Here is a 22,925-nt window from a genome sequence, read left to right on the forward strand (position 1 = left end):
GTGCTCTCATGCGATTTAGCGACACCACGATCGGAGCGGTATTCCTGCTCGCAGGCGTTCTATTGGGCTGGTACTCCTTCACTCTGCCGGCGATCCCGGGGCAGGATTATGGAGCCGCGACTTTCCCCATTCTCATCGCCCTGGGCCTCGTCGCCTGTTCTGCCCGCCTCCTGTACACCGGCATCAGGCAGGGCAACGAACCCCTGGTTTTCCTCTCGCACGAGGTGAGGAACCCGCGCAGATTTGCCGGTGTCTTGGCAACGCTGCTTCTCGTTCTTTTCTATATCTTCTTCGTGGAGGTCCTCGGGTTCATCCCAACTGCGATCATCATCACACTGTCCCTGTTCCTGATCTTGAAGGTCCACCCGCTCAAGGCCATCATCCTGGCGATCCTTGCGGCTTTTGTTTGCGACTTTATTTTCAGGACAATGCTGCTCGTTCCCCTGCCGTTCGGGATCGTCCCGCGGCTTCCCTGGTAGGAGATACAGATGGACGTCATCCTTCAGGCGGTCGGGCTGGTCGCAAACGGCAATGTCATCATTACGATCATCGCCGCATCGATCTTCGGGCTCTTTGTCGGTGCCGTGCCGGGTCTAACCGCAACGATGGCGACAGCCCTGCTCGTTCCGCTCACCTTCTTCATGGAGCCTGTCGCGGCCGTCGGCGCCATCGTTGCCTGCTCAGCAATGGCTATTTTTGCTGGCGATATCCCGGGCGCGTTGCTGCGCATTCCCGGCACGCCCGCCTCTGCGGCCTATGTCGAGGACACCTACAAGCTCACTCAGAAGGGCCATGCCGAACTCGGGTTGGGAGCCTGCGTCCTATTTTCCGCGCTCGGCGGGCTTTTCGGCACCATCGTACTGATCTTCGCGGCACCTTCGCTCGCTGAATTCGCTGTTAAGTTCTCCTCGCCCGAATATTTCTGGATCGCACTCCTCGGCTTGACCTGCGCCGTCTTCATGGGGGCATCCAGCCCAGCCAAGGGTCTCTTAAGTCTTTTCCTCGGCCTCACCATCGCGTCCGTTGGGTTGAACAACCCGGCCGGCGTCCCGCGGCTTACCTTCGGCTCAACCGAAATGATGGCCGGCATCGACTTCATTCCGGTCATGATCGGCATCTTTGCCATCTCAGAGGTTTTGCGCACGGTTTTGAGCGGGGGTGAAGGCTGGCAACAGACGCCAACGGTGGTCGGCAACATCTTCCGCGACTGGGGTGGCATGCTGAAGACCTATTGGAGGCAGCTTCTGCGCGGTAATATCACGGGAACTGCGGTGGGCATTCTCCCCGGCGCCGGGTCGGATGTCGCGGCCTATGTCAGCTATGCGATCAGCCGCCGTTTCTCCAAGACGCCGGAGAAATATGGTACGGGTCATGTCGAGGGCGTCGTTGAAGCCGGATCGGCCAATAATGCTTCCCTTTCCAGCGCCTGGGTACCCGCACTCGTCTTCGGTATTCCCGGTGACACGATGACTGCCATCGTGATCGGCGTGCTCTACGTAAAGGGCTTGAACCCTGGCCCAACGCTGTTCATCTTCAACCCGCAGACGATCTACGCAGTCTTCCTTATCTTCATTCTCGCCAACCTGATCATGATCCCACTCGGCTGGGCACTGATCAAGTTCTCCAAGAACATCCTTCGGGTTTCCAAGGCGGTTCTAATGCCGTTGATCCTGATCTTTTGCATCGTGGGCGCATTTGCTTCCAACAACGCAGTCTATGGGGTCACAATCATGCTCGTCTTTGGCGTCGTCGGTTATCTGATGGAGGAAAACGGCATACCCATTGCACCCTGCGTGCTCGGCATCGTCATCGGCCCTATCCTGGAAAAGAACCTGATCACCACGCTGATCAAGTCACAGGGCAATCTTCTGGACTTCATCAACCGTCCGATCTCCTTCGGCATCTTTGTAGTCTTCTGCTTGATTTGGGTGTCGATCATCGTCTCCTGGATCAGGGCGGCTCGGCGAACGGACGAAGTGGCGATCGCGAAATCTGGCTGAACGGGGCAAACCGATCGTAAACTGTAGGCGCCGCCTACCTCATGCACCGTGGCCGGAGGCCACTTCGTCAGGAAATGAAAGGCCGCGAAGTATGTACAGCTACATGAAGGGCTCTACGCACGAGCTTGCGTCACTGGAGATCGCAATCAAGGCCATCCCGGACGATCCCCGCGTGTGGGTCCCGCAAGCGCCGAATGTCTATTTCCGCCCGATGTTCCTCAACACGCTGGGCGGCCAATGGTGCAATCTGCTGAAGGTCACCCGTTCCGGGATCCTGTCTCGCCACGTTCATCCAGCTCCGGTGTTCGGGATGGTGATGAAGGGCAAGTGGCACTACTTCGAGCATGATTGGGTTGCCGAGGAGGGTTCTTTCGTCTTCGAGCCGCCGGGGGAAATCCATACACTGAACGTTCCTGAAGACTGCGAGGAGATGATCACCTTCTTCAACATCTCAGGCTGCATGGTCTACCTTGACAAGGATAACAAGCAGATCGGCTACGAGGACGTTTTCACCAAGATCGACATGTGCCGCGCGCACTATGACAAGGTTGGACTAGGAGCAGATTATGTCGACCAGTTCATCCGCTAACTCCGCGGACTGGGCTCGAGGCTGGCTCGAGGGACGACGGGTCTTGGTCACCGGCGGGACCGGCGGCATTGGCGGCGCAATTGCCGGATGCTTCCGAGACGCCGGCGCGACAGTGCACGCGACTGGGGCAACTGAGGCGGAATGCGAAAGGGCTCGAACCTCCGAGACCTCCCGTTCGATTACCTACACCGTGCTGGATGTTCGCTCAAATGATGAAGTCACGCGTTGTGTTGGTGAACTAGACGACCTCCACGTCGTCATCAACTGCGCTGGAATAATATGCCGTGGCCATGAACGGGATCCCGAAGTCTTCGAAACGGTAGTCGACATCAACCTCAATGGCACGATGCGCGTGTGCGAGGCATCGATGGAGAAACTTGCGGCGACTGGAGGTTCCATCATCAACATCGCCTCGATGCTGAGCTTCTTTGGCGGTGGTCTGGTGCCGGGCTATTCGGCCTCCAAGGGTGGCATTGCTCAACTCACCAAATCGCTGGCGATCGCTTATGCCCCCAAAGGCGTCCGCGTGAATGCCATCGCGCCAGGTTGGATCGCAACGCCGCTCACCCAGGCACTGCAGGATGATCCGGCACGAGCCGGCTCCATCCTGGCGCGCACGCCCCTGGCGCGTTGGGGACGACCTGACGATCTACGAGGGATCGCCCTGTTCCTCGCAAGCCCCTACGCGGCGTTTATGACGGGAACGGTCATACCAGTCGATGGCGGCTACTCCGTCTCTTAATGAGCTTACTGCAGCTAGTTCACCTAGGTTTGACAACTCTCCTCGACTGGTGAGCTGCGGGACCTGGACTTCGGGAAACAAGTCGGCCGCCGATGGCGCACGGGAAAATCCACGCGACCGTAGAGCAATGTATGCTTTCAGGTATGCAGAAGGACAGCCTCTACGACCGACATGGGGCTTAAAGCCGTGCGCGTAAGCCGGACGTAGCCCGAGCAAGATGCCTAGCCAGCACCTTCGCCTTGAAGGGACCGAACTGCCGACCCGCTATTCCCTCAGGCTAGTTCGCCGCCTGCATCCCAGATCAGTATCGGTGAGACTTGCAGAAGACTATGGCTCGGTTATATTACCGGATATATATCCGGAGGATCCGATGGCTAGTTCTCAGACACGTGCAATTCAAAAATACAGGAGCCGCCTGGGCGACCGTGGCCTTGCTCGTTTCGAGGTGCTCGGTCGAGATACCGATCGTGGTTTGATCAGATCATTGGCGCGCCGGTTGGCAGAAGATGGCCCGGAAGCAGCCAATCTGCGCGCTGTTGTGAGCGAAACGCTTGCCGGAGAGCTGCCTAAAAAGGGTGGTATCCTTGCGGCCCTTCGTCGATCGCCGCTCGTTGGAGCAGAACTCGAAGTATCCCGTTCACGGGAAGAAGGTCGAGAAATCGATTTGTAATGCGTTACCTCCTCGACACGAACATTCTCAGCAACATCACGAAATTGGAACCGTCGGCGTCGCTACTGACGTGGATGGCCGAACAAGCTGACGCTGATTTATTCATCGCATCGCTCACACTCGCCGAGATACATCGAGGGATAATGGAGAAGCCGGCGGGCAAGAAGCGCGCCGCTCTCGAAACCTGGTTTGTTAGCAATGAGGGGCCACAATCACTCTTTGCGGGTCGCATCCTTCCGTTTGACGAAAAGGCAGCGCTCATCTGGGGGGAGTTGATGGCTCAAGGAAAGGCAGCCGGCCGCCCAAAAAGTGCATTGGACACAATTATAGCGGCCATTGCCCAATCCAATAGCTGCATTGTTGTGACCGACAATGAGCGAGATTTTCATGGGGTCGAAATCCTCAATCCCCTCCGGCAAACCACAATCTGAAACGGCCGGCAGTATATAGCGCTTGAGATCCCCTCAGGGGTGAGTCGCGGCCTACACCGTGGCAGAGTGAGGTCGCTAGAACAACATTCTCGAGGCCGACCATACCGGTACGGGTCGCGGCCTATCCGACCTTTGCGGGCAAGTGGCTCATCCCTCGGCTCAAGGCCTTCAACCAGGTAAGCCGTAGCACGCAGATCAAGATCAGGACGAGCATCGCCCCGATCGATCCCCAGACCAGCACGTTCGACGTGGCCATCCAACTCAGGCCCATCTCGTCCATGGATCCGGAATTCTCCCTGCTGCTGTACCGGGACGTATTGCAGCCCTTTTGCAGCCCCACCTTTTTGAAGCAGCACAAGCTGAGGTCCCCGGAAGACCTGCTCTCAGTCCCACCTTTGAACATTTGGCGCACTGTCAATGAGCGGGCGGGTATAAGGGTCCAAAGCATCGACGGGCGCTTCTCCACGAGACGCCCGGACCGTATCACCGCAACCCTAGTTGGAGACCGCTTCCACCACCGCAAGGTCATGGCTTGTGAACAGGTAGGACAGGCCGAAGCTCTGGTGATGATCCGCCCCGGTGACAGCATTGCGGTACTTAAGGCACGTCAAGCCGCTGGCCAGTTGTTGCATCGAAGAGGTGGATCTGTCTGGTGTCCACCGCAAAACGAACGCGTTCGCCACGTCTGATCGCCGATCTCTCATTCAAGACGACGACAATTTCGGGTGACGTGGCTGCTGTGACATAGCTTGCTGACCCCGTTGATTCGACGGCTGCCACATCGAACTCCAACCCTTCCTCGCCGCCCGCCGCCGGCCGCAAGTGCTCGGGCCGGATGCCGACGACAACGCGTTGATCGGGCGGCAAGGAAGCCGGCGCGGGCAGAACTTGCGGAGACTGCAGGTCCAAGAGCAGGAAACGCCCGTCCGCTGACGATTGGGCATCAATGAAGTTCATGGCCGGCGACCCGATGAAGCCCGCTACAAACCTATTGATTGGGCGGTCGTAGAGATCAAGCGGGGCGCCGTGTTGTTCAACGATGCCCTGACGCATCACCACGACATGATCGGCCATCGTCATCGCCTCCACCTGATCGTGGGTGACGTAGACAGAGGTTGCGCCAAGCCGATCATGCAGCGTCCGGATCTCCTTGCGCATATGAACGCGCAGTGCAGCATCAAGATTGGAAAGTGGCTCATCAAATAGAAACGCCTTCGGGTTACGAATGATCGCGCGGCTCATAGCCACGCGCTGCCTCTGTCCTCCCGACAGTTCACGTGGATATCGGCTTAATAGATCCTTGAGGCCCGTCACGGCAGCAACATCATCCGCCGCCTTCTTTCTTTCCGCCTTTTTGACCCCTTTGATCTTAAGACTGTAGGTCAGATTTTCTTCCACCGTCATGTGCGGATAAAGAGCGTAGGACTGGAACACCATGGCCAGATCCCGCCGCCTTGGGGGAACGCCGTTCATTCGTTCGCCCGCGATCAGTAAGTCGCCGCTAGAGATTGTTTCGAGGCCGGCAAGTGACCGCAGAAGCGTCGATTTTCCGCAGCCGGAAGGTCCCACCAGCGCCACGAAACTACCCTTGGGTATGGCAAGGTCAATGTTCTTCAGCGCGTGATAGGCGCCATAGTATTTGTTGACACCCGATAGCTCGATCTGGTTGGTCATTTGAGCGCTCCTGATGTGAGCCCGGAGACTATGCGGCGCTGCAGTAGGACAAAGATTGCCAGGATCGGCGTAACGTAAAGCGTGGCGTAAGCCATGATGTTGTTCCATTCGCTGGTGTTCGGTCCCATGAAGGAGTTCAGCCCAACGCTGGCAGGTTGAAGCGATACATCCTGGATGATTGACTTTGAGTAGACGAACTCCCCAAAGGCCTGCATGAAGATGAGGATTGCGCTGACAAGGATGCCATTGCGCGCGAGAGGCAGAACGATGTTGACGAAAGCACCGATGCGCGAGTTGCCGTCAACTTGGGCCGCTTCCTCCAGCTCGACCGGCACGGCCATGAAGGTGGCACGCACAAGAACGACGAAGAACGGCATACTCTTCGCCGCGATAGCAAGAACAACGGCAAACCGAGGATATTCCAGCAGGCCCATTTGGGTGAAGCCGACGAAGATCGGCGTGATCATCAGCGATGCCGGCAACACCTGGAGCATCAAAATCAGGAAGAGCCCGATGTCGACCCAGACGCTTCGGTAGCGGGCGAGCACATAAGCACAGCCGGTACCCAGAACAGCAACGAGCGTAACGGCACCGGTCGCAATAACGATCGAGTTCCACAGATAACGGCCCATGTTGCGGCTCTCCCACACATAGGCGAAGGTTCCCCAACTAGGCGAGGTCGGCCAAAAGCTTGGCGGGCTGGCGAACATGTCGGACCCGCTCTTCAATGCTGTGACGTACATCCAGTACAAGGGAAACAGATAGATGGCCGCCATCGCCAGTGCGACGACCAGCATAAGACGGTCACGCGACGTGTCGCTCATCCTCGCACCTCATGTCGGGTTGACCGCACATAGACCATAGCCGCGAGCATGACGAAGCCGGTCATGATCACCGAAATCGTCGCGCCCCGACCGAAGTCGTATTGTCTGAACGACAAATCCCATGCCCAGTATTGCGCCACGTTCGACGCGTTGTTAGGGCCGCCGTCGGTGATGGCAGCGAAGAGGTCGAACTGTTGCAGGGTAAAAATCAGGCCCAGCGCAATGATCGCTCCGATGGTCGATCTCATCATCGGCAATGTGATCGTCCAGAACCTGTGCCAAGCATTGGCACCGTCCATCTCTGCCGCTTCGTAAAGATCGCCCGGAATGGCCGACAGCCCGACCGAGAGCAAGATCATGTTGAAGGAGGTGCCGAGCCAGATATTGGCAAGAACGACTGCCCAGAGCGAGAAGCTGGGATCGGAGCGCCAGAATATATTGCCGCTGATCAACCCCATTTCGCGCAGCATGAAGTTCAGCACGCCGAAGTCGCCGGACAGGATCCAATTCCAGATCGCTCCCACCACAAGCCCTGGCATGACCCAAGAGACAAGGAACAATCCCCGCAGCCAGCTCGCGCCGGGGAAATTGGTCCAGAAGAACAGTGCAAGGCCGAAGCCGATGACGAATTGGCCGGCAATCGAGCCCAAGACGAAGATCACCGTGTTGATCAGGATCGGCACCGTCTCCGGCTGACGAAAGAGATCGGCGTAGTTCTCAAACCCGACAAACGGCCTGATGAAACTTCCGAGGCTGAACATGTCAACCTCCTGAAAGCTCATCAGCACGTTATAAAGCAGCGGAAGTCCTGACAGCAAAAACAGGAACGTGAAAGGGACGCCAACAAGAACGGCGTCGAACCCGTGGCCATCCGTCACGCTTGAAGTCAGTCGTTTCATGAGTCCTCGCTTGATGATCTAGAACTGCCCGGCGCCGGAGCGCCGAGCAGTCCCTCCGGGAGGAAAGACGTAGGGGCGCCGCGGTGCAGCGCCGTGCAAGCGACTTACCCTTCTATCGACTTGATCTTCTCAGCCGCTTGATCGAGGGCAGCCTGAGGGCTTAGTTGGCCAGTCAGGGCCGCCTGTATGGCGTCCTGAATTGCCTTGGAGATCTTCGGCCATTCCGGCGACGGCCCGCGCGGTTGGGCATATTTCAGTTGCTCGACAAAGGTTGCCAGAGCCGCATCCTTGTTCGCATCCCCCGTCGGCGGCACCGGAAGATCGGAGCGCGCCGGAAGCTGACCGAAGTCCTGGTACATTGTCGAATCCCTCGACGCGAAAAACTCCAGCGCCTTGAACGCTTCCTCTGGATGCTCCGTGCTGGAGAAGATCGCCCAGTTGTAGTCGCCCATGGCGGATGAGCGCTGCGCTCCCTCCTGCGGCACGGGAAGCAGTGCGGTCCCCCAGTCGAACTTGGCATCCGTCAGCATCCGGTCGATCTCCCAGGGACCCGAGATCACCATAGCAGCATTGCCGGCATTAAAGGTCGCCGTGGAGTCCCATTGGCTTCGGGTCAGCGTGTCGGGAGAAGCGAGCTTCTCGTCGAGGATCTGCTTCCAAAGGCTGAGTGCCTTCACGGCACCCTCGCTGTTGATCGTCTTGTAGCTCGCGCCAGCCATTTGCGCCCATGGAAGGAATTGGAAAGTTCCCTCTTCATTCGCCTTGGCGGAGAAAGCGAGCCCGTAGATATTCTTCGACGGATCGTTCAGCTTGCGCGCTGCTTCAAGAAGCTCATCCCAGGTCTGCGGCGGCTTGTCAGGATCCAGTCCTGCCGCCTCAAACAGATCCTTATTGTAGTAAAGGGCGATCGTATTCGTGGCCTTGGGCACACCGAAATACCTGCCGTCCCATGTCGCCGACTTAAGGGGTCCAGGGAAATAGTTATCAGCTTTGATGACGCTTGATTCTTCGATCATATCGGTGAGGTCGAGAAAGGCACCGCGGGACGCGAACATCGCGTGGTTCGGGTTGTCGATGGCAATGATATCGGGCGCCTTGCCTGTGGAATAGGCTCTCATCGCCTCGCTGACTACGTCGTCGAACTGGAGCTGACGATACTCGATTTTGATGCCGTTGTTCTGCTCGTTGAACTCCTTGATGAGGTTGGGCGCTGGCTGAATGTCCCGGTCCAGCGACCAAAGCCTCAGCGTCACGTCTTCCGCCCTTGCTGCCAAGCCTGTCAACGCACATGTCGCGGCCAAGGCGATGGCAATCGAATGCTTGCGGATACCCATGGTTCTCCTCCTTGCTGGTTATCCTCATTGCCTTCCCGCGGCGGATCCCCCTGTCCGCCGGCAGAAACTCTCACTTCATGATGGATCGGCGACGAAGCTGCCGCCCCTCGCCTGCTTTAGATGGTTCAGCGCGTGAACCTGCCCGGTCATCTCCAGCGCATCGCGGTAGACCGGATCATGCCAACCTTCAATATCGATAGAGCCCGACCAGCCGGCCAGCCGAAGCTCGGAGATGATGTCGGTCCAGTTGCTGTCGCCGAAGCCGGGGGTGCGCATAAAGACGAAAGGATGCTTGCCGAAGATTCCATGCTCGCGGATCACGTCCCACCGGATGGTGGCGTCCTTGCCATGGACGTGGAAGATCTTATGGGCCCATTTGCGGATCTGGGGCAGCGGATCAATCAAGTAGACCATCTGATGACACGGCTCCCATTCCAAACCGATATTGTCATCCGGTGTTTCGTTGAAGATCAGCTCCCATGCATCAGGATTATGAGCGATGTTCCAGTCTCCGCTCGCCCAGTTGCCGTTCATTGCGCAGTTCTCGAAGGCGATCCTGATCCCTTTGTCGGCTGCCCTTTTGGCCAATTCACTCCAGACCTGTTTGTAACGCGGGAGACTGTCGGTCAGTGGCTTGTTGCGAATGCGGCCTGTGAAGCCTGCCACGCAGGTGGCGCCGAAGTGGTGCGCATTGTCGATGCAGTCCAACCAGCCTTGAAGGGTCTGCTGGTCAAGGTCTGTCTCCTCCAGCGGATTGCCGAACATGCCAATCGTGGAGATGGTGATGTCCCTATCACCAATCGCTTCCACGCAACGCTTTCCCAGTTCGGCGACGTCCTGCCCGTTGGTGGTCTGCCAGAAGAACGGCTCGAAGCTTTCGAAGCCCATACCGGCAATCTGTGCAATCCGTTCAGCCGCGTTGCCTTTCGTAGCATTGACCATAGTGCCGATGCGGATGGAGTGGTGGTGAGGGTGTTCATGCATGTGATGTTCCTTGAGATGTCAGATCGACGGCGCGGCCGGTTTTTGCGCTTTCGATGGCCCCGAAGACCATTGCGAGGCTCTTGATGTTGTCGCTGCCGACGGTTTCCGGGGAACGGCCCGTCTTCAGTGCTGTGAGAAAATCAGACAGCACGCTAGCGTGACCATGGGTCTCCCGCTGATGTCGCGGCTGAGGCACATCGATCGGCAGAGAGCCGCGCAGCAGGCCAGGCTCTTCGCCGGCGATGGAAGCTTTGATATCCTCTTCGCCATCCCAGGTGGCCATGCCCTTGGTGCCGACGACGCGCCACAGGCTCTCCCAGCTGGTCCGCTCGCCTTCGGCACACCAGGAACCGCGATAGGTGAAGATCACGTCGTCACTGAAGTGGAATATGGCATTTGCAGATGCGCCATGCGCATACCAAGACCCTTTCGGATTTGTCTCGAGGCAATACACGGACTGCGGCGAACTGCCGGCAACAAATCGGGCGGCATCGAAAGTGTGGACGGCCATGTCGAGAAGCAGAACATGGTCCATCTGTTCACGAAACCCGCCAAAATGGGGCGCGATAAAGAAGTCGCAATGGATGGCCGTGAGATCGCCAAGCAGCCCTTCCTCGACCATGCGGCGCATGCGGCGCACACCGGAGTTGAAGCGGCGATTTTGGACCACCGCATGAATCCGTCCCGCTTGCGCGGCAGCACGGACAAGCGACTGCGCGTCCTGCAGGGAGGCACCCATCGGCTTTTCGCTCAGGACATGGCAGCCAAAGGAGAGGCACGTCTCCACCACAGCCTGACGTGCCTGAGGAATAACGATGTCGAACACAGCATCTGGTTGTGCCTCCTCCAGCATGCTGCGCAGGTCAGCACCAATAACGACTGGCGACAGACCGAATTCCGCTGCGAGGCGTTCTGCGGCCACGCGGTCAAGATCCACAAGGCCGATGATCTTGAATCCACTCGCCAGTTCAAGGTCAGACTGAAGCGCACGAAGCCACCCTTTGGCCATCGCCCCGCACCCGCACAATACGACCGAGAACGTCATGCCCGCTCCTCCTGCGCGTTTCAGACTTGCCTCAAAACAAGTTCCGTAAACGTTTACGGAGACTATGGACAACGTGCCGGTTCTGTCAATAGTGGTTCTTCAGTGGAAAGGACGAAGGTTCAGGATGACTGGTATCCGGCAGCTTGCCGAGCATCTTCAGATTTCGATTGGTACCGTCTCGCGCGCCCTGAACGGGAAGGCAGACGTCAACCCTGAGACAAGACGGCGTGTTCTTGAAGCCGCCGCGGCTCTGGGCTACGTACCTAACCAGTCGGGCCGCTCGCTACGCAAGGGCACGACGGGTGTGATCGGCTTCATGATGCAGACCGGCCCCGAGATCACCGGCCAGGGTGATACCTTCTTTATGAGCGTGTTTGACGGCGTCCAGAGCGTTCTGGCACGCCACAGCCTTGATCTTGTTGCGCTGCTCTGTTCATCTGAGGAGGATCCTGATGCCTACCTCCAGCGCACCGTCGCTCGCGGCTTCGCGGATGCGATAATCCTCTCTGCAACCCGGCGCCGCGACGAGCGTTTTGCCTTGCTTCACCGTCACAAGATCCCCTTCATCTCGCTTGGTCGCAGTCTGACCGATGTGGGTCAGCCCTGGATCGACCTTGATTTTGAGGGGATGGCGCAAACGGCGATAGAGCGATTGATCAGCGCCGGGCATAAGGAGATCGGTGTGATCTGGCCAATGGGCGACCTGAACCTTGGCTACCTCTTCGTCGACCGGTGCCGTGCAGTTCTTGAGCAGCACGGCCTATCGCTAGACGAAAGCCACATATTTCGCGCAAGACCTAGCGAAGCGGGCGGCTATACGGTGGCGGAGGAGATCGCTTCCAGACCAAAGCGTCCGACCGCGGTCGTTCTGGTCAACGAGACGTTGGTGACCGGCCTATACAAAGGACTTGAGGAGAAGGGGGTGAAGCCGGGCCGGGACATCGCGATCATCGGGCGCTACAGTCCCCAGTCACAGTTTCTGTCCCCGGCTCTCACCTGCTTCAATCTTTCACTTCGCGATCTGGGAATCGCGCTGGCGGAGACGCTCCTGTCGACCATGCCGAGCTACACCGACCACTATGCGGAAGCGGCCCACCGCCAGGTATGGCCGATGACCCTTGTTGAGGGCTCAAGTGGTTGAGCAGCGCGAACAGGGTCGCTGGAGCGCAGAAAAAACCGACGCGCCGTCCCAGATGGTCAAGTAGCGTGTTTTTGCCGGAGCCTCATAGCAGAAAGCAAGTTCTCGGCAGCGTTGGTGGTCCCTCAAGCGTCACTGCCTTCATTCGCGAAGTCGGTGACGAGGCGACGCGTCTGGATCGATGGGAACCGGGGCTCAACGAGGCTCTAGCGGGTGATCCGCGAGACACCACAACGCCGCGGGCTGTTGTGACGAGACTGGAACGTCTCCTGCTGGGCGCCGTACTGTTGCCAGCTTCTCGCCGGCAGTTGGAGGAGTGGATGATCGCTGACCAGGTGGCAGAGTAATTCATCAGAGCCAGTCCGCAAGCCGATTGGATAACGGGGACAAAACCGGCACTGGTGAGCGAGGGTCTCGTTCGATCATTGCGATCATAAGGGTCGCATGGCACAGGTCGCCCAGGGTCTTCGCCACTCCCACGTGCTTTTCTGTTATTGGCGAGTAGGTGACGAGGTGCCCCTCGGCTTCTGCGTACTGTTGTCGATAATCTGACATTCAAGATCAGTGCACGGCTTGGGCAGCATCGTTTCTGATCTCTAAGTGCGGCGCATCAAGCGGAAGACTATGGGCGCCCCAAGGATGACCAGCAGGACGCGCGTGAGATGGTGCACGACCACAAAGCTGAGATCCGCGCCGGATACGAGTGCCAGCATCGACATTTCGGCTTGGCCACCAGGCATGAAGGCGAGGAACCCTTCGACTGGCGGAGCGAGGCCAGTCAGCGTCACCAGCTCCGTCATCGCACCGGCAATAGCACCGAGAATAAGCACGAAAGCCGCCCCGCCCGTGACCGCGGTGCGCAGCTCGCGAAGGGTGACGCCGACGTAGCTGACGCCTATGCCCATGCCAATGAAGAACTGCGCGGCCAAAAGGGCCTCCCGCGGCGGACGCAGATGCAGAAAGCCCGCGAGCGACAGGATTGCGGAAACAATGAGCGGGCCAAGAATCGCCGCGCCGAACAGGCCGACCCGCGCGCCGCCCCTCCATCCGATGAGCGCAGCTAATGCCATGACCAGCATCTCCAATACCGGCAGTTCAGAGGTGGGCGGGCCGACGGAATGCGTAAGGCCAACGCCGTAAATATTCACGAGAATGATCGGGGCCAAGACCATAATGACCATCAGTCTTGTGACATGAACCAACGAGAGCTGCCGGACATTTGCGCCCGCCTCCTGGCCAAAGATCGTCATGTCGGCCGCCCCACCGGGCATCGCGGCGTAGAAAGCTGTCACCGGATCGAAGCCGCAGACGCGGCGAAAAAAGGGGACGCCTGTTACCCCAATCACAGCAATATAGAGCGGCACCAGCGCCACCGAGGCAAGCATGGAAGGCAGATGCCCAACCAGCGCTGGGGTGATGGAGGTTCCGATCGCGACTCCGAGTACTGAGCGCGCGCCCACCGACACCTGGCCTAATCCGGCAAGGGGTGCGCCACATAGCGCCCCCACGAGCGCTGCCGCCATTGGCCCGAACAGGAATGGCAGCGGCAGTTGCAGGAGCAGGAAGATCCACGCGCCTGCTGCCGCAAGCAGAAGGGTCATGCCGCGCCTGAGAAAAAGATCGACCACCGCTCCTTCGCCGTCAGAAAGCTACGGCGGATGAATGGGTTACCGTCGGCACTGCGGCGAAATACGGCGAAGCCAGCGCCCGCCATTTCTGAAAATCTTCCGAAGCGCGGAACGTGACCATATGGTCTTCGACACTGCGCCACTTCACCAGGAGACGGTAGATGTCCGGCGTTTCGATCACCCGATGCAGCGCAAGGTCAAGACAGCCTTCAGCGGCCAAGAAATATGGCCGCGCTGCCGCGACGGCAGCCTCGAAGGCTGCCGGATCTGTGACCTTGATCTCCGCTACTTCAACGACAGGTCCCATTGAACTCTCCATCAATTCTGCGCGTGGCCGTGTTCGGCGTCGATCGACCGGCTTTCGCCTGTGTCAACCATGGTGCGGGTCGCATCGACCGTTGCATAAGTCCAGAAAATGCGCATCGGTTTGCCGGAGGCATTGATGAAGCGATGCGGAACGTTGGCTGGAATCCAGGTCGTATCGTTAGTGGAGAGATGATGCTGCACCCCGTCGATTTCGGCGATCGCCTCGCCCTCGATCACCATGACGCTCTCCTCGCAATTATGGAAATGCACGCCTATCGCCGCACCCGGATCGAAGGCGGTAATGCCGTTGATCATGCTGGTGGAGCCGCAACGGCGGGTGACAAGCGGTGTGGTGCGAGCACCGCCACCACGATCGTTGGTCTTCAGTTCGTGAGGGCGCAAGATTGCCGGTTGTGCCATAGTGTTTCTCCTACTCCGGTGCCTTTGGCGTCGGTGCTGCGGCCTTTGCAGGCCCGACCCAGACCGTCTTGATGTTGACGAACTCCCGGATGCCATAGACGCCAAGTTCTCGCCCGTAGCCGGAGCGCTTGATGCCGCCAAACGGATAGCGAGGGTCGGAGGCAACCATGCCATTGATAAAGACCGCACCGGCGTCGACCTCGCGCGCAAGCCTGCCGGCGCGCTGCATGTCTCTCGTCCAGATCGCGGAGCCCAAGCCGTATTCGGTTTGATTTGCAAGCCGAACCGCCTCTTCCGCATCCTTGACGCGGATGATGGCCGCCACCGGACCAAAGGTCTCCTCGCAGAAGGCTACCATGTCCGGAAGGACATTATCGAGCACCGTCGGCGGATAGAAGAACCCGGCTTGGTCGAGCGGCTTGCCCCCTGCCTTCAATGTCGCGCCTGCAGCGAGTGTCTTCTCTACCTGTGCATGAAGGGCGGTCATGAGGTTCTCGCGTGCCATCGGCCCGATGTTCGTATCCCGCTCCATCGGATCGCCGACCTTGAGTTTTGCGACACCCACGCAAAATAGCTCGACAAACCGGTCCGCGATGGCTTCCTCCACTATGAAGCGCTTGGCGTTGACGCAGGACTGGCCGACATTGATGTAGCGCGCCTTCACGGCAACCGCGGCTGCCTCCTCCAGATCTGCGTCTGCCAGCACGATGAACGGATCGGAGCCGCCGAGCTCCAGCACCTGCTTCTTCAGGGCCTTGCCCGCCTGGGCTGCCACTATAGCGCCGACTTCGGTCGAACCGGTCAGTGTCACGGCTGCGATACGATCGTCGGCGATGAGCGCAGCCACCTTGGAAGGGTCGATGAGGAGCGTGGCGAAAAGCCCCTCGGGGCAGCCTGCCTCCTTCATGATCTCTTGGATCGCCAGCGCACACTCAGGGACGTTGTTGGCATGCTTCAGCACCGCACCATTACCCGCGGCAAAGGCCGGCGCCGCGAAGCGGAAGAACTGCCAGAACGGATAGTTCCAGGGCATAATGGCGAGGACAACGCCGATCGGATCGAAGGCGACCACGCTCTCGGTGGCATTCGACGGAACGGGCTCGTCGGCAAGATAAGCCGCGGCGTGCTCGGCGTAGAAATCGCAGTTGTAGGCGCACTTCTCGATCTCCGCTTCCGATTCCGAGATGGGCTTGCCCATCTCGCGGGTGATCATCTCGGAATATCTCGCCTTGCCCCCGCGAAGGGCTCTCGCCATGCCCCCAAGAAGTTCGACCCGCTTCTCGACCGGCACCTTCCTCCACGCCTTCTGGGCCTTTAGCGCGGCGGACAACGCTGCATCGACATGAGCATCATCATGCAGATGGTAGGAGGCGAGCTCTTCGCCCGTTGCGGGGTTCGTAGTAACGATCATCTCAGACTCCTGCTGTTGTTGTTGATCCGACAGCGTCCGCCTCTGAAATTAACCACTGTTTCCAAACCGGCAGGAAGTCGAGACTTTCAAGCGTAGTTCTGGAAGGGTCGTACTCAAAGCCGATTGCCGCATCGTATCCCTCTTCGACGAGGGTATTGAGTATCGGTTCGAAATCGATGCAGCCCGTGCCGGGCTCCTTACGGCCGCCATGGTCGGCAACATGTACGTGACCGATCCGATAGCTGTTCTGCCTGATCCAGGGCGGGAGGTCGAAGCCATCCGCGGCTGCGTGAAAGGTATCGACAAGAAGGGATAGATTTCCGGGACCGAAGATGTCCTGAACACTTGCGGCTTGAGCCATGCTGTTCAGTGCATATCCTGGTACGGCATGATGGCTTATAGGCTCTATGAGGATCTTAATCGGCAGTCGCATCGTCTTTTCGACAGCGTAATCGATGTTCCGGAGGTAGGTGTCCTTCACCGCATCCGGGCTGGCGCCAGTGGGGACACCCGCCATCGGATGGATCAGTGGGCAGTCGATCGCCAAGGCGAAGTCCAAGCACTGGTCGAAGTTGTCGCGAAAGTCCCACTCGCGCCCCGGCAGCGCAGCCAGTCCTTTCTCCCACAGTTTCGCTTGGCCAAACGCGCATGCGATCTGCGAGAACCTAAGCCCGTTCTCAGCTAGGATTCTCCTTACCACGAGAGCATCATGCTCCTCGACAAAGGGATGCTCTATCGCGCGGAATCCCGCTTCGGCGGCTGCGGCGAAGCGCCTTTCGAAGTCAAGCTCTCTGAACAGATATCCGATATGAGCCGAGAAATAGGGCGCCGCCAAGTTGATGCCTCTACCGCAAATCGTGACGACTGGTCAGGACGCCGTCCGCATCCGCATAAGCATATTCGCCGGGCGTGAAGGTAACGCCGCCGAAGCTGACGGGCACTCCAGCACGACCCACACCCTCCTTGGCCGATTTTTTTGGTGTGACGGAAAGGCAAAATACGCCTACATCCGGTTCGCCGATCTCGGCGCTGTCCCTGACCGAGCCGTTGATGATAATGCCGGCCCAGCCGTTGTCCCGAAGGATCATTGCGATTTGATCACCGAGAAGCGCTACGCGGCTGGAGGCACCGCCGTTGACGACCATCACAAGCCCTGCCCCGGCTTCTGAAGCTCAGTTTTAAGAAGAGCATTGTCTTCAAAGCATTTCACGGTCGCGACAGGGCCGCCGAATGCCTTCTTCTTTCTCAGCATCAGAAAAGGCAGATTGCAAAAATCGACCTTCTCCCCATGGGCGCCGTCAACCAGGTCTGCAGTTTTCATGTTCCATCCTCAATATGCTCCGAAAACCGACTTCAGCTCTGCCACGTTCCCGGATGACAGCATCCGCGTAGATGCTCCCCGCAGCAGGACGAGCAATTTCGCGGTCTCCTCAAGTTCCTCCGCGGCATAGACGGCCGAGGCGATATCCTTGCCCGTCACCACCGGACCATGATTGGCAAGCAGGACGGCCGCATATTGGCCAGACAGATCACGGATCATGTCGCCCATCCGCTCATCGCCCGGCTTCACATAAGGGAGCAGCTTCACCTGCCCGACACGCATGACCACATAGGGAGTGAGTGGCGGGATGCTGTCCTCCGGATCGGTGTCAGCGAGACAGGAGAGCGCGGTGGCGAAGGTGGAATGCAGATGGACGACTGCTCCCGCTTGAGGTCGCGTCTCATAGAAGGCCCTATGCAGGAACACCTCCTTAGACGGCTTGTCGCCGGAGACATGTCGGCCGTCGCGGTCCAGCTTCGAGATACGTGCGGGGTCAAGAAAGCCGAGGCAGGAGTTGGTCGGCGTCATCAGGATGCCATCCTCGACGGCCGCGCTGATATTGCCGGCGGAGCCGACGGAAAAACCGCGATCAAACAGCGACTTCGACAGACGGACAATGTCCTCACGCAATCTGGTTTCTATACTCATCGTCCAGCGAGCCTCTGGAGTGCCTTTTTGAAGAAATCAGGGGCGCCGAAATTGCCGGACTTCAACGCCAGAGCGACAGGCCTCTCTCCCTCAGCGAGAAGTGCCGGCACCCCCGGATCGATCTCTCTTCCGATCGTCAACGCATTGTAGCCCAGAGCCGATGCGACCGCGCCGGAGGTTTCTCCACCGGCGACCACGAGACGGCGGATGCCAGACTTCACCAATTCCTGAGCCGTGGTGGCGAAAAGATCGTCAAGGGCTGCCGCGACCTTCTCGCGGCCGAACCGCGCCTGGCTTGCCTGAACTTCCTCCGGGGTACTCGAGGAGTAGACCAGCGGTGCGTTGCCGGTATGGGAAAGCAGGAAGCTCGTAAGGTCCGCCGCCTTGACGGAACCGTCCATGACACCGGCGACGTCAATCGGGAGCGACGGGTGAAGCATACTGTGCCGTTCCACCTGCCCGCGCGTCGCACCGGAGCAGCTGCCGGCAAGAATGGCTTCCGGCCCGTCGACGCTGAAATCGACCGCGCCCGTGCCCTTTGCGAGACCGCGCTCGATGAAATTGCCAGGAAGGCCGATGGCGATCCCGGATCCACCGGTGATCAAACGATCATCCGCCACCGCCCGCCCAATAGTGACGAGGTCCTCATCCGTGATCGCATCGACGATAACGAGAACACGACGCTCCTCGGCACATTGGCGCAGGGCAGAGCCAATCTTGGCAGGGCCGCGCCGCACTGCGTCAATGCCAACATGCCCCACCTCACCCGCCGTCTGAAGACGCAGCCAGCGCCGGATATCGGCATCCGTCATGGGATTGAGGGGATGGTTCTGCAGCCCGGACTCGTTGAGAAGCCGATCATTCACAAACAGGTGGCCCTGGTAAACCGTCCGGCCTGCCCCAGGAAAGGCCGGACAAGCGACGACCCCCGAAACTCCTAGCGCAGTGGCAAGCGCTTCCCCGACGGGACCGATATTTCCCCCCGGTGTGGAATCAAAGGTGGAGCAGTATTTAAAGACGATCTGCTGGCAACCTTGCTCAAGCAGCCAGTGCATCGCGTCGAGCGACTGCTCGACCGCCAGCTCTGTGCTGATCGAGCGGCTCTTCAGCGCGATCACCCCTGCCTCGACGTTGCGGGCGGCTGCCTCCTTCGGCACGCCCAGGTACTGGACCGTTCTCAGCCCTCCCTGCCCCGGCAGTCCCTTGGCCAGCGTGTTGGCGATATCGCTTGCGCCGGTGAAGTCATCGGCGATGACACCAATCAGCATCGTCACGCTCCGCCGCCCGCCTGGCCGGCAACCGGCACCGCTCCGAGCAGGAGGCGAAGCTTGGCAACTGCCGCGTCAGGACTGCTGAGGACCGGAATGCCGGTTACCGCCTGCACCGCCCGAAGGGCCCGTGCGGTTGAGAAATGGGCGAGCGTGATGGCGTCGAAACCTTCCAGCTTGGCCGCCTTCTCGGCAACGAGGCGGTTGTGGGTCGCTTCGTCGCCTGCCCGCACGGCATCGATCGCTCCCTCGACAAGGAAGCTCACGATCTCGGCATTCGGGTCTACGCGGCGGGCTTCCTCGCGGAACTCCGCCTCCATTCCCTCACGGGCCGGTGGAAAGGTGTAGAGCATTGCGGTTCGGCCACCCTTGCGGATGGCCGCTTCAAACATCGCCTCGTTGGGCTTCAGGACCGGGACGTCAACAAGGGTGGCTGCCTTTTCGATGGCGCTTCCAAAGGAGGAGCATGTGAACAGAATGGCGTCGCTGCCGATCATGCGGCCGTAGCGCGCCAGCGCGACGATCCGGTCCGTCATCTCGTCGCTGACACCGGTCTCCCTCGCCCGATCGGGGGACAGGCTGTCTTCGAGGATGTTTACCCGCTCCGCCTCCGGCCAGGCGTTTTCGAAAGCCACCCTGATCGGATCCATGGCAATTGGCGTGGCATGTATGAGCGCGATGCGGTGAACAGATCTAGTCATGCGAGAATCCCGAGATTGGAAGCAGCCGCCGGGAGGAGCAGCGGCCGCTATATGGCGGTTCGCTATTGCTGGCCCGCCGAAAACACCCAGACACTTTCTTCCGGGATCCGCGCCCAAACCCGCCCAGAGGGCAGTTGCTTCGAGCCATGTGCCTTTGCGACGAAGTCGCCGCGGCTGAGCCGGTATTCCCAGCGGTCGCCGAGATAGATGCTGTCGTCGAGGTTCATTTCCAGCGCGGTGGCGTCTGGCTGATCCGTTACGCTGATCTGCTCGACGCGGATGACCGCGCGAGCATCCTGCGAGGGGCCTAGTCCAGACGTTTCCCGAACAGTCCCGTTGAGGCTCCAGCTATCACCGCCGATGACCGCAGTCTTTCCATCCACCGTCTGGACCTTCGCCTTCACGATGTTGTTGGCACCAAGGAAGTCTGCCGAATAGAAACTATTGGGGTTGGAGTAGATCTCCTGCGGACCGCCCTGCTGAACGATGCGACCATCCTGCAGGAGGAGAATATTGTCCGCCGCCGCCAGCGCCTCGCTCTGGTCATGGGTGACGAGGATAGCGCAGATCTCCAGGTCAAGGATAAGCTTGCGGATCCAATAGCGAGCCTCCTCCCGCAGCTTCGCGTCGAGGTTCGACAACGGCTCGTCGAGAAGCAGCACGCGGGGCTCGTAGACCAGGGCCCGGCAGATCGCGACACGCTGCTGCTGTCCACCAGAAAGTTGTGACGGGTAGCGGTCCGCTAGATGGCCTAGACCCAAGCGCTCCAGGATTGCCTGTACGCGTTTCTCCATGTCGGTAGCAGAAACGTTGCGCAGCTTGAGGCCATAGCCGACGTTTTCCTTGACCGTGCGGTGCGGCCACAGCGCGTAGGACTGGAACACCAGGCCGATGTTCCGCTGCTCGGGCGGCAGGGCAATTTTGCGGTCGCCGTCCAGTACCGTTTTCCCGCCGATGGTGATCTGCCCGACCTCGGGCTGTTCCAGGCCTGCGACGCACCGCAGGAGCGTGGTCTTGCCGCTGCCCGAGGCGCCGAGCAGAGCCACGATGGATCCACGTTGTGCCGTGAAGGAGGCTCCCTTGAGAATCTGTAGGCCGCCCAGCCATTTCTGGACATTGTTGACGACGAGTTCAGTCATGGATTTTTGCTCCCAAACGAAGGGCGAGTGCGAGACCTGCGCCCGTCAATACGATGCTGATAAGGGCCAGGGCTGCGATCGTGTTCATTGCGCCGGTCTGCAGAAGAGAGACCATAAGCGAGCCGATCACTTCGGTTCCCGCACCCATGAGATAGACGCCGGTCGCATATTCCCGCAGGAAGATGATCATGATCAGCGCCCATGCACCGGCGAGACCGGGACGGACGATCGGGATGACGACGTCTTTCCACGTGCGGCCGATGGTAGCGCCGGTCGTACGGGCGGATTCCTCAAGCTCCGGGGCGACCTGGATCAGTGTTCCCTGCAGCAGGCGAAGCCCATAGGAAAGCCCGACGACAAGATACGCTACGAACAGGCTGATCAGAGTCGGACGAAGAGGCGTCAGGAGCGGAACGAAGAGGAAGACCCAGAAGAAGGCGAGACCGATTACCAGTCCCGGCAGCGCCCGTGGCAGAAGGACGATGTAGTCCAGCACCGTGTTCGACATGCCCCAGTTCCGGTGGCCCGCAAGTCCAACCGCGAGGTAGATAGCAACTGCCGCAGCACCGCCCACGACCGACAGGAGGATCGTGTTGATGATGCCGTTGTAAAGGCTCGGCACTTCAAGCAGCCGTCCAAAGTTGCTCAATGTGAGCTGGTTCCAAAGGCTGACGCCCTCCCCCCAGGCATCCACGAAGGCCCGCACCGTTATCCCGCCGATCGGAAGAACGACAGAAACGAAAAGCCAGAGACCGATGATCGACAGGGCAACGGTTTGCCCGCTTCCGCCGAGTTTCAAAGTAGCGACTCGAGCACCCTTGCCTCCAAGAGCCGCGTATTTTCGCGCATTTCGCAGCAGCTTCCTCTGCATCCACACGAGCGGGAGAGTGATGAGGACGAGGACGACGGCGACAACCGCCATCAACTGGTAGGTCGGCGTGCCGAAGAGGGTCGTCAGCTTGTAGATGTAGGTTGTCAGCACCATGATGCCGTTCGGATCGCCGAGAACCAATGGGATGCCGAAGGTCTCGAAGCCGAGAAGGATGTTGAGGGCTGCGGCGAAGATCAGCGCCGGCAGGACCATCGGCAAGGTCACGTCGCGCGACACCTGCCATACGGATGCGCCGGCAGTACGTGCTGCCTCTTCCAGATCGGACGGCAGGTTCCGCATCGCAGCGGACACGTAGAGATAAACGTGCGGAACGTGGCTGAGGCCGGCAATCAGGATCATGCCCGGTAGGCTGTATATGTTCCAGGGGACGACACCGATGATGTCGCGGACAAAGAGCGAGACGAAGCCAGTGGGACCGACTGATACGGTGTAGCCGAATGCCAGCACGATCGACGAGATGAACATCGGCACGAGCACCAGGATCTCGAGCAGGCGCTTGAACTTGATGTCGGTGCGCGTGATCAGGAAAGCCAGCAGACCGCCGAGCGGCACAGCGATCGCTACCATTCCAAAGGAGAACACGGCGGTCGTGCCGAGGGCCTTGTAGAAGTTCTTGTCGGTGAAGACATAGCGGTAGGCATCGAGACCGAACTGGGCGCGAGGCATGAAGAACGCGGCCGTCAGGAAGCTTTGATAGATGATCAGGCCAACTGGTGCGAGGACGGCGATGGCGAGAAGGCCGATCACTATGATCCGGTAAGCACCCGCGTTGCCGTGCCGTGGCATTCTCGCAGGGTATTTCTTTTCGGCTGCAGCTTTGGAAAGCGCGGCTGCGGCCGGTGCGTGAGCATGAGTGGACAT

The 22,925-nt window shown here is 59.4% G+C and carries 24 protein-coding genes and 2 pseudogenes; 9 read left to right on the forward strand and 17 right to left on the reverse strand.

Features of this window, described 5'->3' with window-relative positions; all coding sequences use genetic code 11:
• The first annotated feature begins 8 nt into the window (after positions 1 to 8).
• The 7 genes and pseudogenes from RTCK_RS09240 to RTCK_RS21190 all read left to right on the forward strand — a co-directional run.
• Positions 9 to 479 (forward strand): tripartite tricarboxylate transporter TctB family protein, encoded by a 471-nt coding sequence (locus RTCK_RS09240; protein WP_142523139.1) that lies wholly within the window; start codon positions 9 to 11, stop codon positions 477 to 479.
• Between the two features lie 9 nt (positions 480 to 488).
• On the forward strand, positions 489 to 2,000 hold the full coding sequence (locus RTCK_RS09245) for a tripartite tricarboxylate transporter permease (RefSeq protein ID WP_142523138.1): 1,512 nt from the start codon (positions 489 to 491) through the stop codon (positions 1,998 to 2,000).
• 91 nt (positions 2,001 to 2,091) lie between these two features.
• Complete coding sequence (locus tag RTCK_RS09250; RefSeq protein WP_235988635.1) at positions 2,092 to 2,589, forward strand: 2,4'-dihydroxyacetophenone dioxygenase family protein; 498 nt, start codon at positions 2,092 to 2,094, stop codon at positions 2,587 to 2,589.
• Complete coding sequence (locus RTCK_RS09255) at positions 2,567 to 3,331, forward strand: SDR family NAD(P)-dependent oxidoreductase (RefSeq protein ID WP_142523137.1); 765 nt, start codon at positions 2,567 to 2,569, stop codon at positions 3,329 to 3,331. Before RTCK_RS09250 ends, RTCK_RS09255 begins: the two co-directional genes overlap by 23 nt.
• A gap of 370 nt (positions 3,332 to 3,701) precedes the next feature.
• Entirely contained in the window at positions 3,702 to 4,001 is a 300-nt protein-coding gene (locus RTCK_RS09260) for a hypothetical protein (RefSeq protein WP_142523136.1), read from the forward strand.
• On the forward strand, positions 4,001 to 4,432 hold the full coding sequence (locus tag RTCK_RS09265) for a type II toxin-antitoxin system VapC family toxin (RefSeq protein ID WP_142523135.1): 432 nt from the start codon (positions 4,001 to 4,003) through the stop codon (positions 4,430 to 4,432). The genes RTCK_RS09260 and RTCK_RS09265 overlap by 1 nt, the downstream gene beginning before the upstream one ends.
• 149 nt (positions 4,433 to 4,581) lie before the next feature.
• Positions 4,582 to 4,764 (forward strand): annotated as a pseudogene (locus tag RTCK_RS21190) (hypothetical protein); the annotation flags it as partial.
• 265 nt (positions 4,765 to 5,029) lie between these two features.
• Here RTCK_RS21190 and RTCK_RS09275 read toward each other — a convergent pair.
• The 6 genes from RTCK_RS09275 to RTCK_RS09300 form a co-directional block, all read right to left on the reverse strand.
• Positions 5,030 to 6,106 carry an ABC transporter ATP-binding protein gene (locus RTCK_RS09275; protein WP_142523134.1) on the reverse strand — a complete coding sequence of 359 codons (1,077 nt, stop codon included), beginning with the start codon at positions 6,104 to 6,106 and terminating at the stop codon, positions 5,030 to 5,032.
• Positions 6,103 to 6,930: a carbohydrate ABC transporter permease gene (locus RTCK_RS09280; protein ID WP_142592579.1), complete on the reverse strand. Its 828-nt coding sequence runs from the start codon at positions 6,928 to 6,930 to the stop codon at positions 6,103 to 6,105. The genes RTCK_RS09275 and RTCK_RS09280 overlap by 4 nt, the downstream gene beginning before the upstream one ends.
• The gene (locus tag RTCK_RS09285) at positions 6,927 to 7,829 is read right to left on the reverse strand and encodes a carbohydrate ABC transporter permease (RefSeq protein WP_142592580.1); all 903 of its coding nucleotides are present in this window, start codon (positions 7,827 to 7,829) and stop codon (positions 6,927 to 6,929) included. The genes RTCK_RS09280 and RTCK_RS09285 overlap by 4 nt, the downstream gene beginning before the upstream one ends.
• Before the next feature lie 104 nt (positions 7,830 to 7,933).
• Positions 7,934 to 9,163 carry an ABC transporter substrate-binding protein gene (locus RTCK_RS09290; protein WP_142523131.1) on the reverse strand — a complete coding sequence of 410 codons (1,230 nt, stop codon included), beginning with the start codon at positions 9,161 to 9,163 and terminating at the stop codon, positions 7,934 to 7,936.
• 75 nt (positions 9,164 to 9,238) lie between these two features.
• Entirely contained in the window at positions 9,239 to 10,147 is a 909-nt protein-coding gene (locus RTCK_RS09295) for a sugar phosphate isomerase/epimerase family protein (RefSeq protein WP_142592581.1), read from the reverse strand.
• A complete protein-coding gene (locus tag RTCK_RS09300; protein ID WP_142592582.1) occupies positions 10,140 to 11,192 on the reverse strand; it encodes a Gfo/Idh/MocA family protein in 1,053 nt (350 codons plus the stop codon). The genes RTCK_RS09295 and RTCK_RS09300 overlap by 8 nt, the downstream gene beginning before the upstream one ends.
• Before the next feature lie 124 nt (positions 11,193 to 11,316).
• Between RTCK_RS09300 and RTCK_RS09305 the strand changes: the two genes are divergently transcribed.
• Together RTCK_RS09305 and RTCK_RS21195 are read left to right on the forward strand one after the other, a co-directional pair.
• Positions 11,317 to 12,333, forward strand: a complete 1,017-nt coding sequence (locus RTCK_RS09305; RefSeq protein ID WP_142592583.1) for a LacI family DNA-binding transcriptional regulator — start codon at positions 11,317 to 11,319, stop codon at positions 12,331 to 12,333.
• A gap of 65 nt (positions 12,334 to 12,398) precedes the next feature.
• The gene (locus RTCK_RS21195; protein WP_408004520.1) at positions 12,399 to 12,677 is read left to right on the forward strand and encodes a serine hydrolase; all 279 of its coding nucleotides are present in this window, start codon (positions 12,399 to 12,401) and stop codon (positions 12,675 to 12,677) included.
• Between the two features lie 249 nt (positions 12,678 to 12,926).
• Here the strand turns inward: RTCK_RS21195 and RTCK_RS09315 are convergent, their stop codons facing one another.
• The 11 genes and pseudogenes from RTCK_RS09315 to RTCK_RS09365 all read right to left on the reverse strand — a co-directional run bounded on the left by RTCK_RS09315 (position 12,927) and on the right by RTCK_RS09365 (position 22,925).
• Complete coding sequence (locus RTCK_RS09315) at positions 12,927 to 13,958, reverse strand: AbrB family transcriptional regulator (protein ID WP_235988636.1); 1,032 nt, start codon at positions 13,956 to 13,958, stop codon at positions 12,927 to 12,929.
• 13 nt (positions 13,959 to 13,971) lie between these two features.
• Positions 13,972 to 14,265 (reverse strand): putative quinol monooxygenase, encoded by a 294-nt coding sequence (locus tag RTCK_RS09320; RefSeq protein WP_142592586.1) that lies wholly within the window; start codon positions 14,263 to 14,265, stop codon positions 13,972 to 13,974.
• Positions 14,266 to 14,276: 11 nt separating this feature from the next.
• On the reverse strand, positions 14,277 to 14,684 hold the full coding sequence (locus tag RTCK_RS09325) for a cupin domain-containing protein (protein ID WP_142592587.1): 408 nt from the start codon (positions 14,682 to 14,684) through the stop codon (positions 14,277 to 14,279).
• Between the two features lie 10 nt (positions 14,685 to 14,694).
• Complete coding sequence (locus RTCK_RS09330; RefSeq protein WP_142592588.1) at positions 14,695 to 16,095, reverse strand: NAD-dependent succinate-semialdehyde dehydrogenase; 1,401 nt, start codon at positions 16,093 to 16,095, stop codon at positions 14,695 to 14,697.
• Position 16,096: 1 nt separating this feature from the next.
• Positions 16,097 to 16,930: a TIM barrel protein gene (locus tag RTCK_RS09335; protein ID WP_142592589.1), complete on the reverse strand. Its 834-nt coding sequence runs from the start codon at positions 16,928 to 16,930 to the stop codon at positions 16,097 to 16,099.
• Between the two features lie 10 nt (positions 16,931 to 16,940).
• Positions 16,941 to 17,416, reverse strand: a pseudogene (gene rraA, locus RTCK_RS21200) (ribonuclease E activity regulator RraA).
• A 9-nt stretch (positions 17,417 to 17,425) separates the two neighbouring features.
• Positions 17,426 to 18,064 carry a 3-oxo-tetronate 4-phosphate decarboxylase gene (otnC, locus tag RTCK_RS09345; RefSeq protein WP_142592590.1) on the reverse strand — a complete coding sequence of 213 codons (639 nt, stop codon included), beginning with the start codon at positions 18,062 to 18,064 and terminating at the stop codon, positions 17,426 to 17,428.
• Entirely contained in the window at positions 18,061 to 19,332 is a 1,272-nt protein-coding gene (gene otnK, locus RTCK_RS09350) for a 3-oxo-tetronate kinase (protein WP_142592591.1), read from the reverse strand. The genes otnC and otnK overlap by 4 nt, the downstream gene beginning before the upstream one ends.
• A gap of 2 nt (positions 19,333 to 19,334) precedes the next feature.
• Positions 19,335 to 20,033: a 6,7-dimethyl-8-ribityllumazine synthase gene (locus RTCK_RS09355; RefSeq protein WP_142592592.1), complete on the reverse strand. Its 699-nt coding sequence runs from the start codon at positions 20,031 to 20,033 to the stop codon at positions 19,335 to 19,337.
• A 62-nt stretch (positions 20,034 to 20,095) separates the two neighbouring features.
• Positions 20,096 to 21,172: an ABC transporter ATP-binding protein gene (locus RTCK_RS09360; protein ID WP_142592593.1), complete on the reverse strand. Its 1,077-nt coding sequence runs from the start codon at positions 21,170 to 21,172 to the stop codon at positions 20,096 to 20,098.
• Entirely contained in the window at positions 21,165 to 22,925 is a 1,761-nt protein-coding gene (locus tag RTCK_RS09365; protein WP_142592594.1) for an ABC transporter permease, read from the reverse strand. Before RTCK_RS09365 ends, RTCK_RS09360 begins: the two co-directional genes overlap by 8 nt.

Origin of the sequence: Pseudorhizobium endolithicum, from assembly GCF_902153245.2 — a bacterium.
In the GTDB taxonomy this organism is placed as follows: domain Bacteria; phylum Pseudomonadota; class Alphaproteobacteria; order Rhizobiales; family Rhizobiaceae; genus Neorhizobium; species Neorhizobium endolithicum.

Bases quoted from the DNA above. Each gene is read 5' to 3' on its own strand.
- RTCK_RS09355 (WP_142592592.1), bottom strand. From the start codon at position 20,033: ATGACTAGATCTGTTCACCGCATCGCGCTCATACATGCCACGCCAATT.
- RTCK_RS09240 (WP_142523139.1), top strand. From the start codon at position 9: ATGCGATTTAGCGACACCACGATCGGAGCGGTATTCCTGCTCGCAGGC.
- RTCK_RS09255 (WP_142523137.1), top strand. From the start codon at position 2,567: ATGTCGACCAGTTCATCCGCTAACTCCGCGGACTGGGCTCGAGGCTGG.
- RTCK_RS09300 (WP_142592582.1), bottom strand. From the start codon at position 11,192: ATGACGTTCTCGGTCGTATTGTGCGGGTGCGGGGCGATGGCCAAAGGG.
- RTCK_RS09360 (WP_142592593.1), bottom strand. From the start codon at position 21,172: ATGACTGAACTCGTCGTCAACAATGTCCAGAAATGGCTGGGCGGCCTA.
- otnC (WP_142592590.1), bottom strand. From the start codon at position 18,064: ATGAGTATAGAAACCAGATTGCGTGAGGACATTGTCCGTCTGTCGAAG.
- RTCK_RS09280 (WP_142592579.1), bottom strand. From the start codon at position 6,930: ATGAGCGACACGTCGCGTGACCGTCTTATGCTGGTCGTCGCACTGGCG.
- RTCK_RS09325 (WP_142592587.1), bottom strand. From the start codon at position 14,684: ATGGCACAACCGGCAATCTTGCGCCCTCACGAACTGAAGACCAACGAT.
- RTCK_RS09330 (WP_142592588.1), bottom strand. From the start codon at position 16,095: ATGATCGTTACTACGAACCCCGCAACGGGCGAAGAGCTCGCCTCCTAC.
- otnK (WP_142592591.1), bottom strand. From the start codon at position 19,332: ATGCTGATTGGTGTCATCGCCGATGACTTCACCGGCGCAAGCGATATC.
- RTCK_RS09290 (WP_142523131.1), bottom strand. From the start codon at position 9,163: ATGGGTATCCGCAAGCATTCGATTGCCATCGCCTTGGCCGCGACATGT.
- RTCK_RS09305 (WP_142592583.1), top strand. From the start codon at position 11,317: ATGACTGGTATCCGGCAGCTTGCCGAGCATCTTCAGATTTCGATTGGT.
- RTCK_RS09285 (WP_142592580.1), bottom strand. From the start codon at position 7,829: ATGAAACGACTGACTTCAAGCGTGACGGATGGCCACGGGTTCGACGCC.
- RTCK_RS09365 (WP_142592594.1), bottom strand. From the start codon at position 22,925: ATGTCCACTCATGCTCACGCACCGGCCGCAGCCGCGCTTTCCAAAGCT.
- RTCK_RS09265 (WP_142523135.1), top strand. From the start codon at position 4,001: ATGCGTTACCTCCTCGACACGAACATTCTCAGCAACATCACGAAATTG.
- RTCK_RS09295 (WP_142592581.1), bottom strand. From the start codon at position 10,147: ATGCATGAACACCCTCACCACCACTCCATCCGCATCGGCACTATGGTC.
- RTCK_RS09275 (WP_142523134.1), bottom strand. From the start codon at position 6,106: ATGACCAACCAGATCGAGCTATCGGGTGTCAACAAATACTATGGCGCC.
- RTCK_RS09250 (WP_235988635.1), top strand. From the start codon at position 2,092: ATGTACAGCTACATGAAGGGCTCTACGCACGAGCTTGCGTCACTGGAG.
- RTCK_RS09260 (WP_142523136.1), top strand. From the start codon at position 3,702: ATGGCTAGTTCTCAGACACGTGCAATTCAAAAATACAGGAGCCGCCTG.
- RTCK_RS09245 (WP_142523138.1), top strand. From the start codon at position 489: ATGGACGTCATCCTTCAGGCGGTCGGGCTGGTCGCAAACGGCAATGTC.
- RTCK_RS09320 (WP_142592586.1), bottom strand. From the start codon at position 14,265: ATGGGACCTGTCGTTGAAGTAGCGGAGATCAAGGTCACAGATCCGGCA.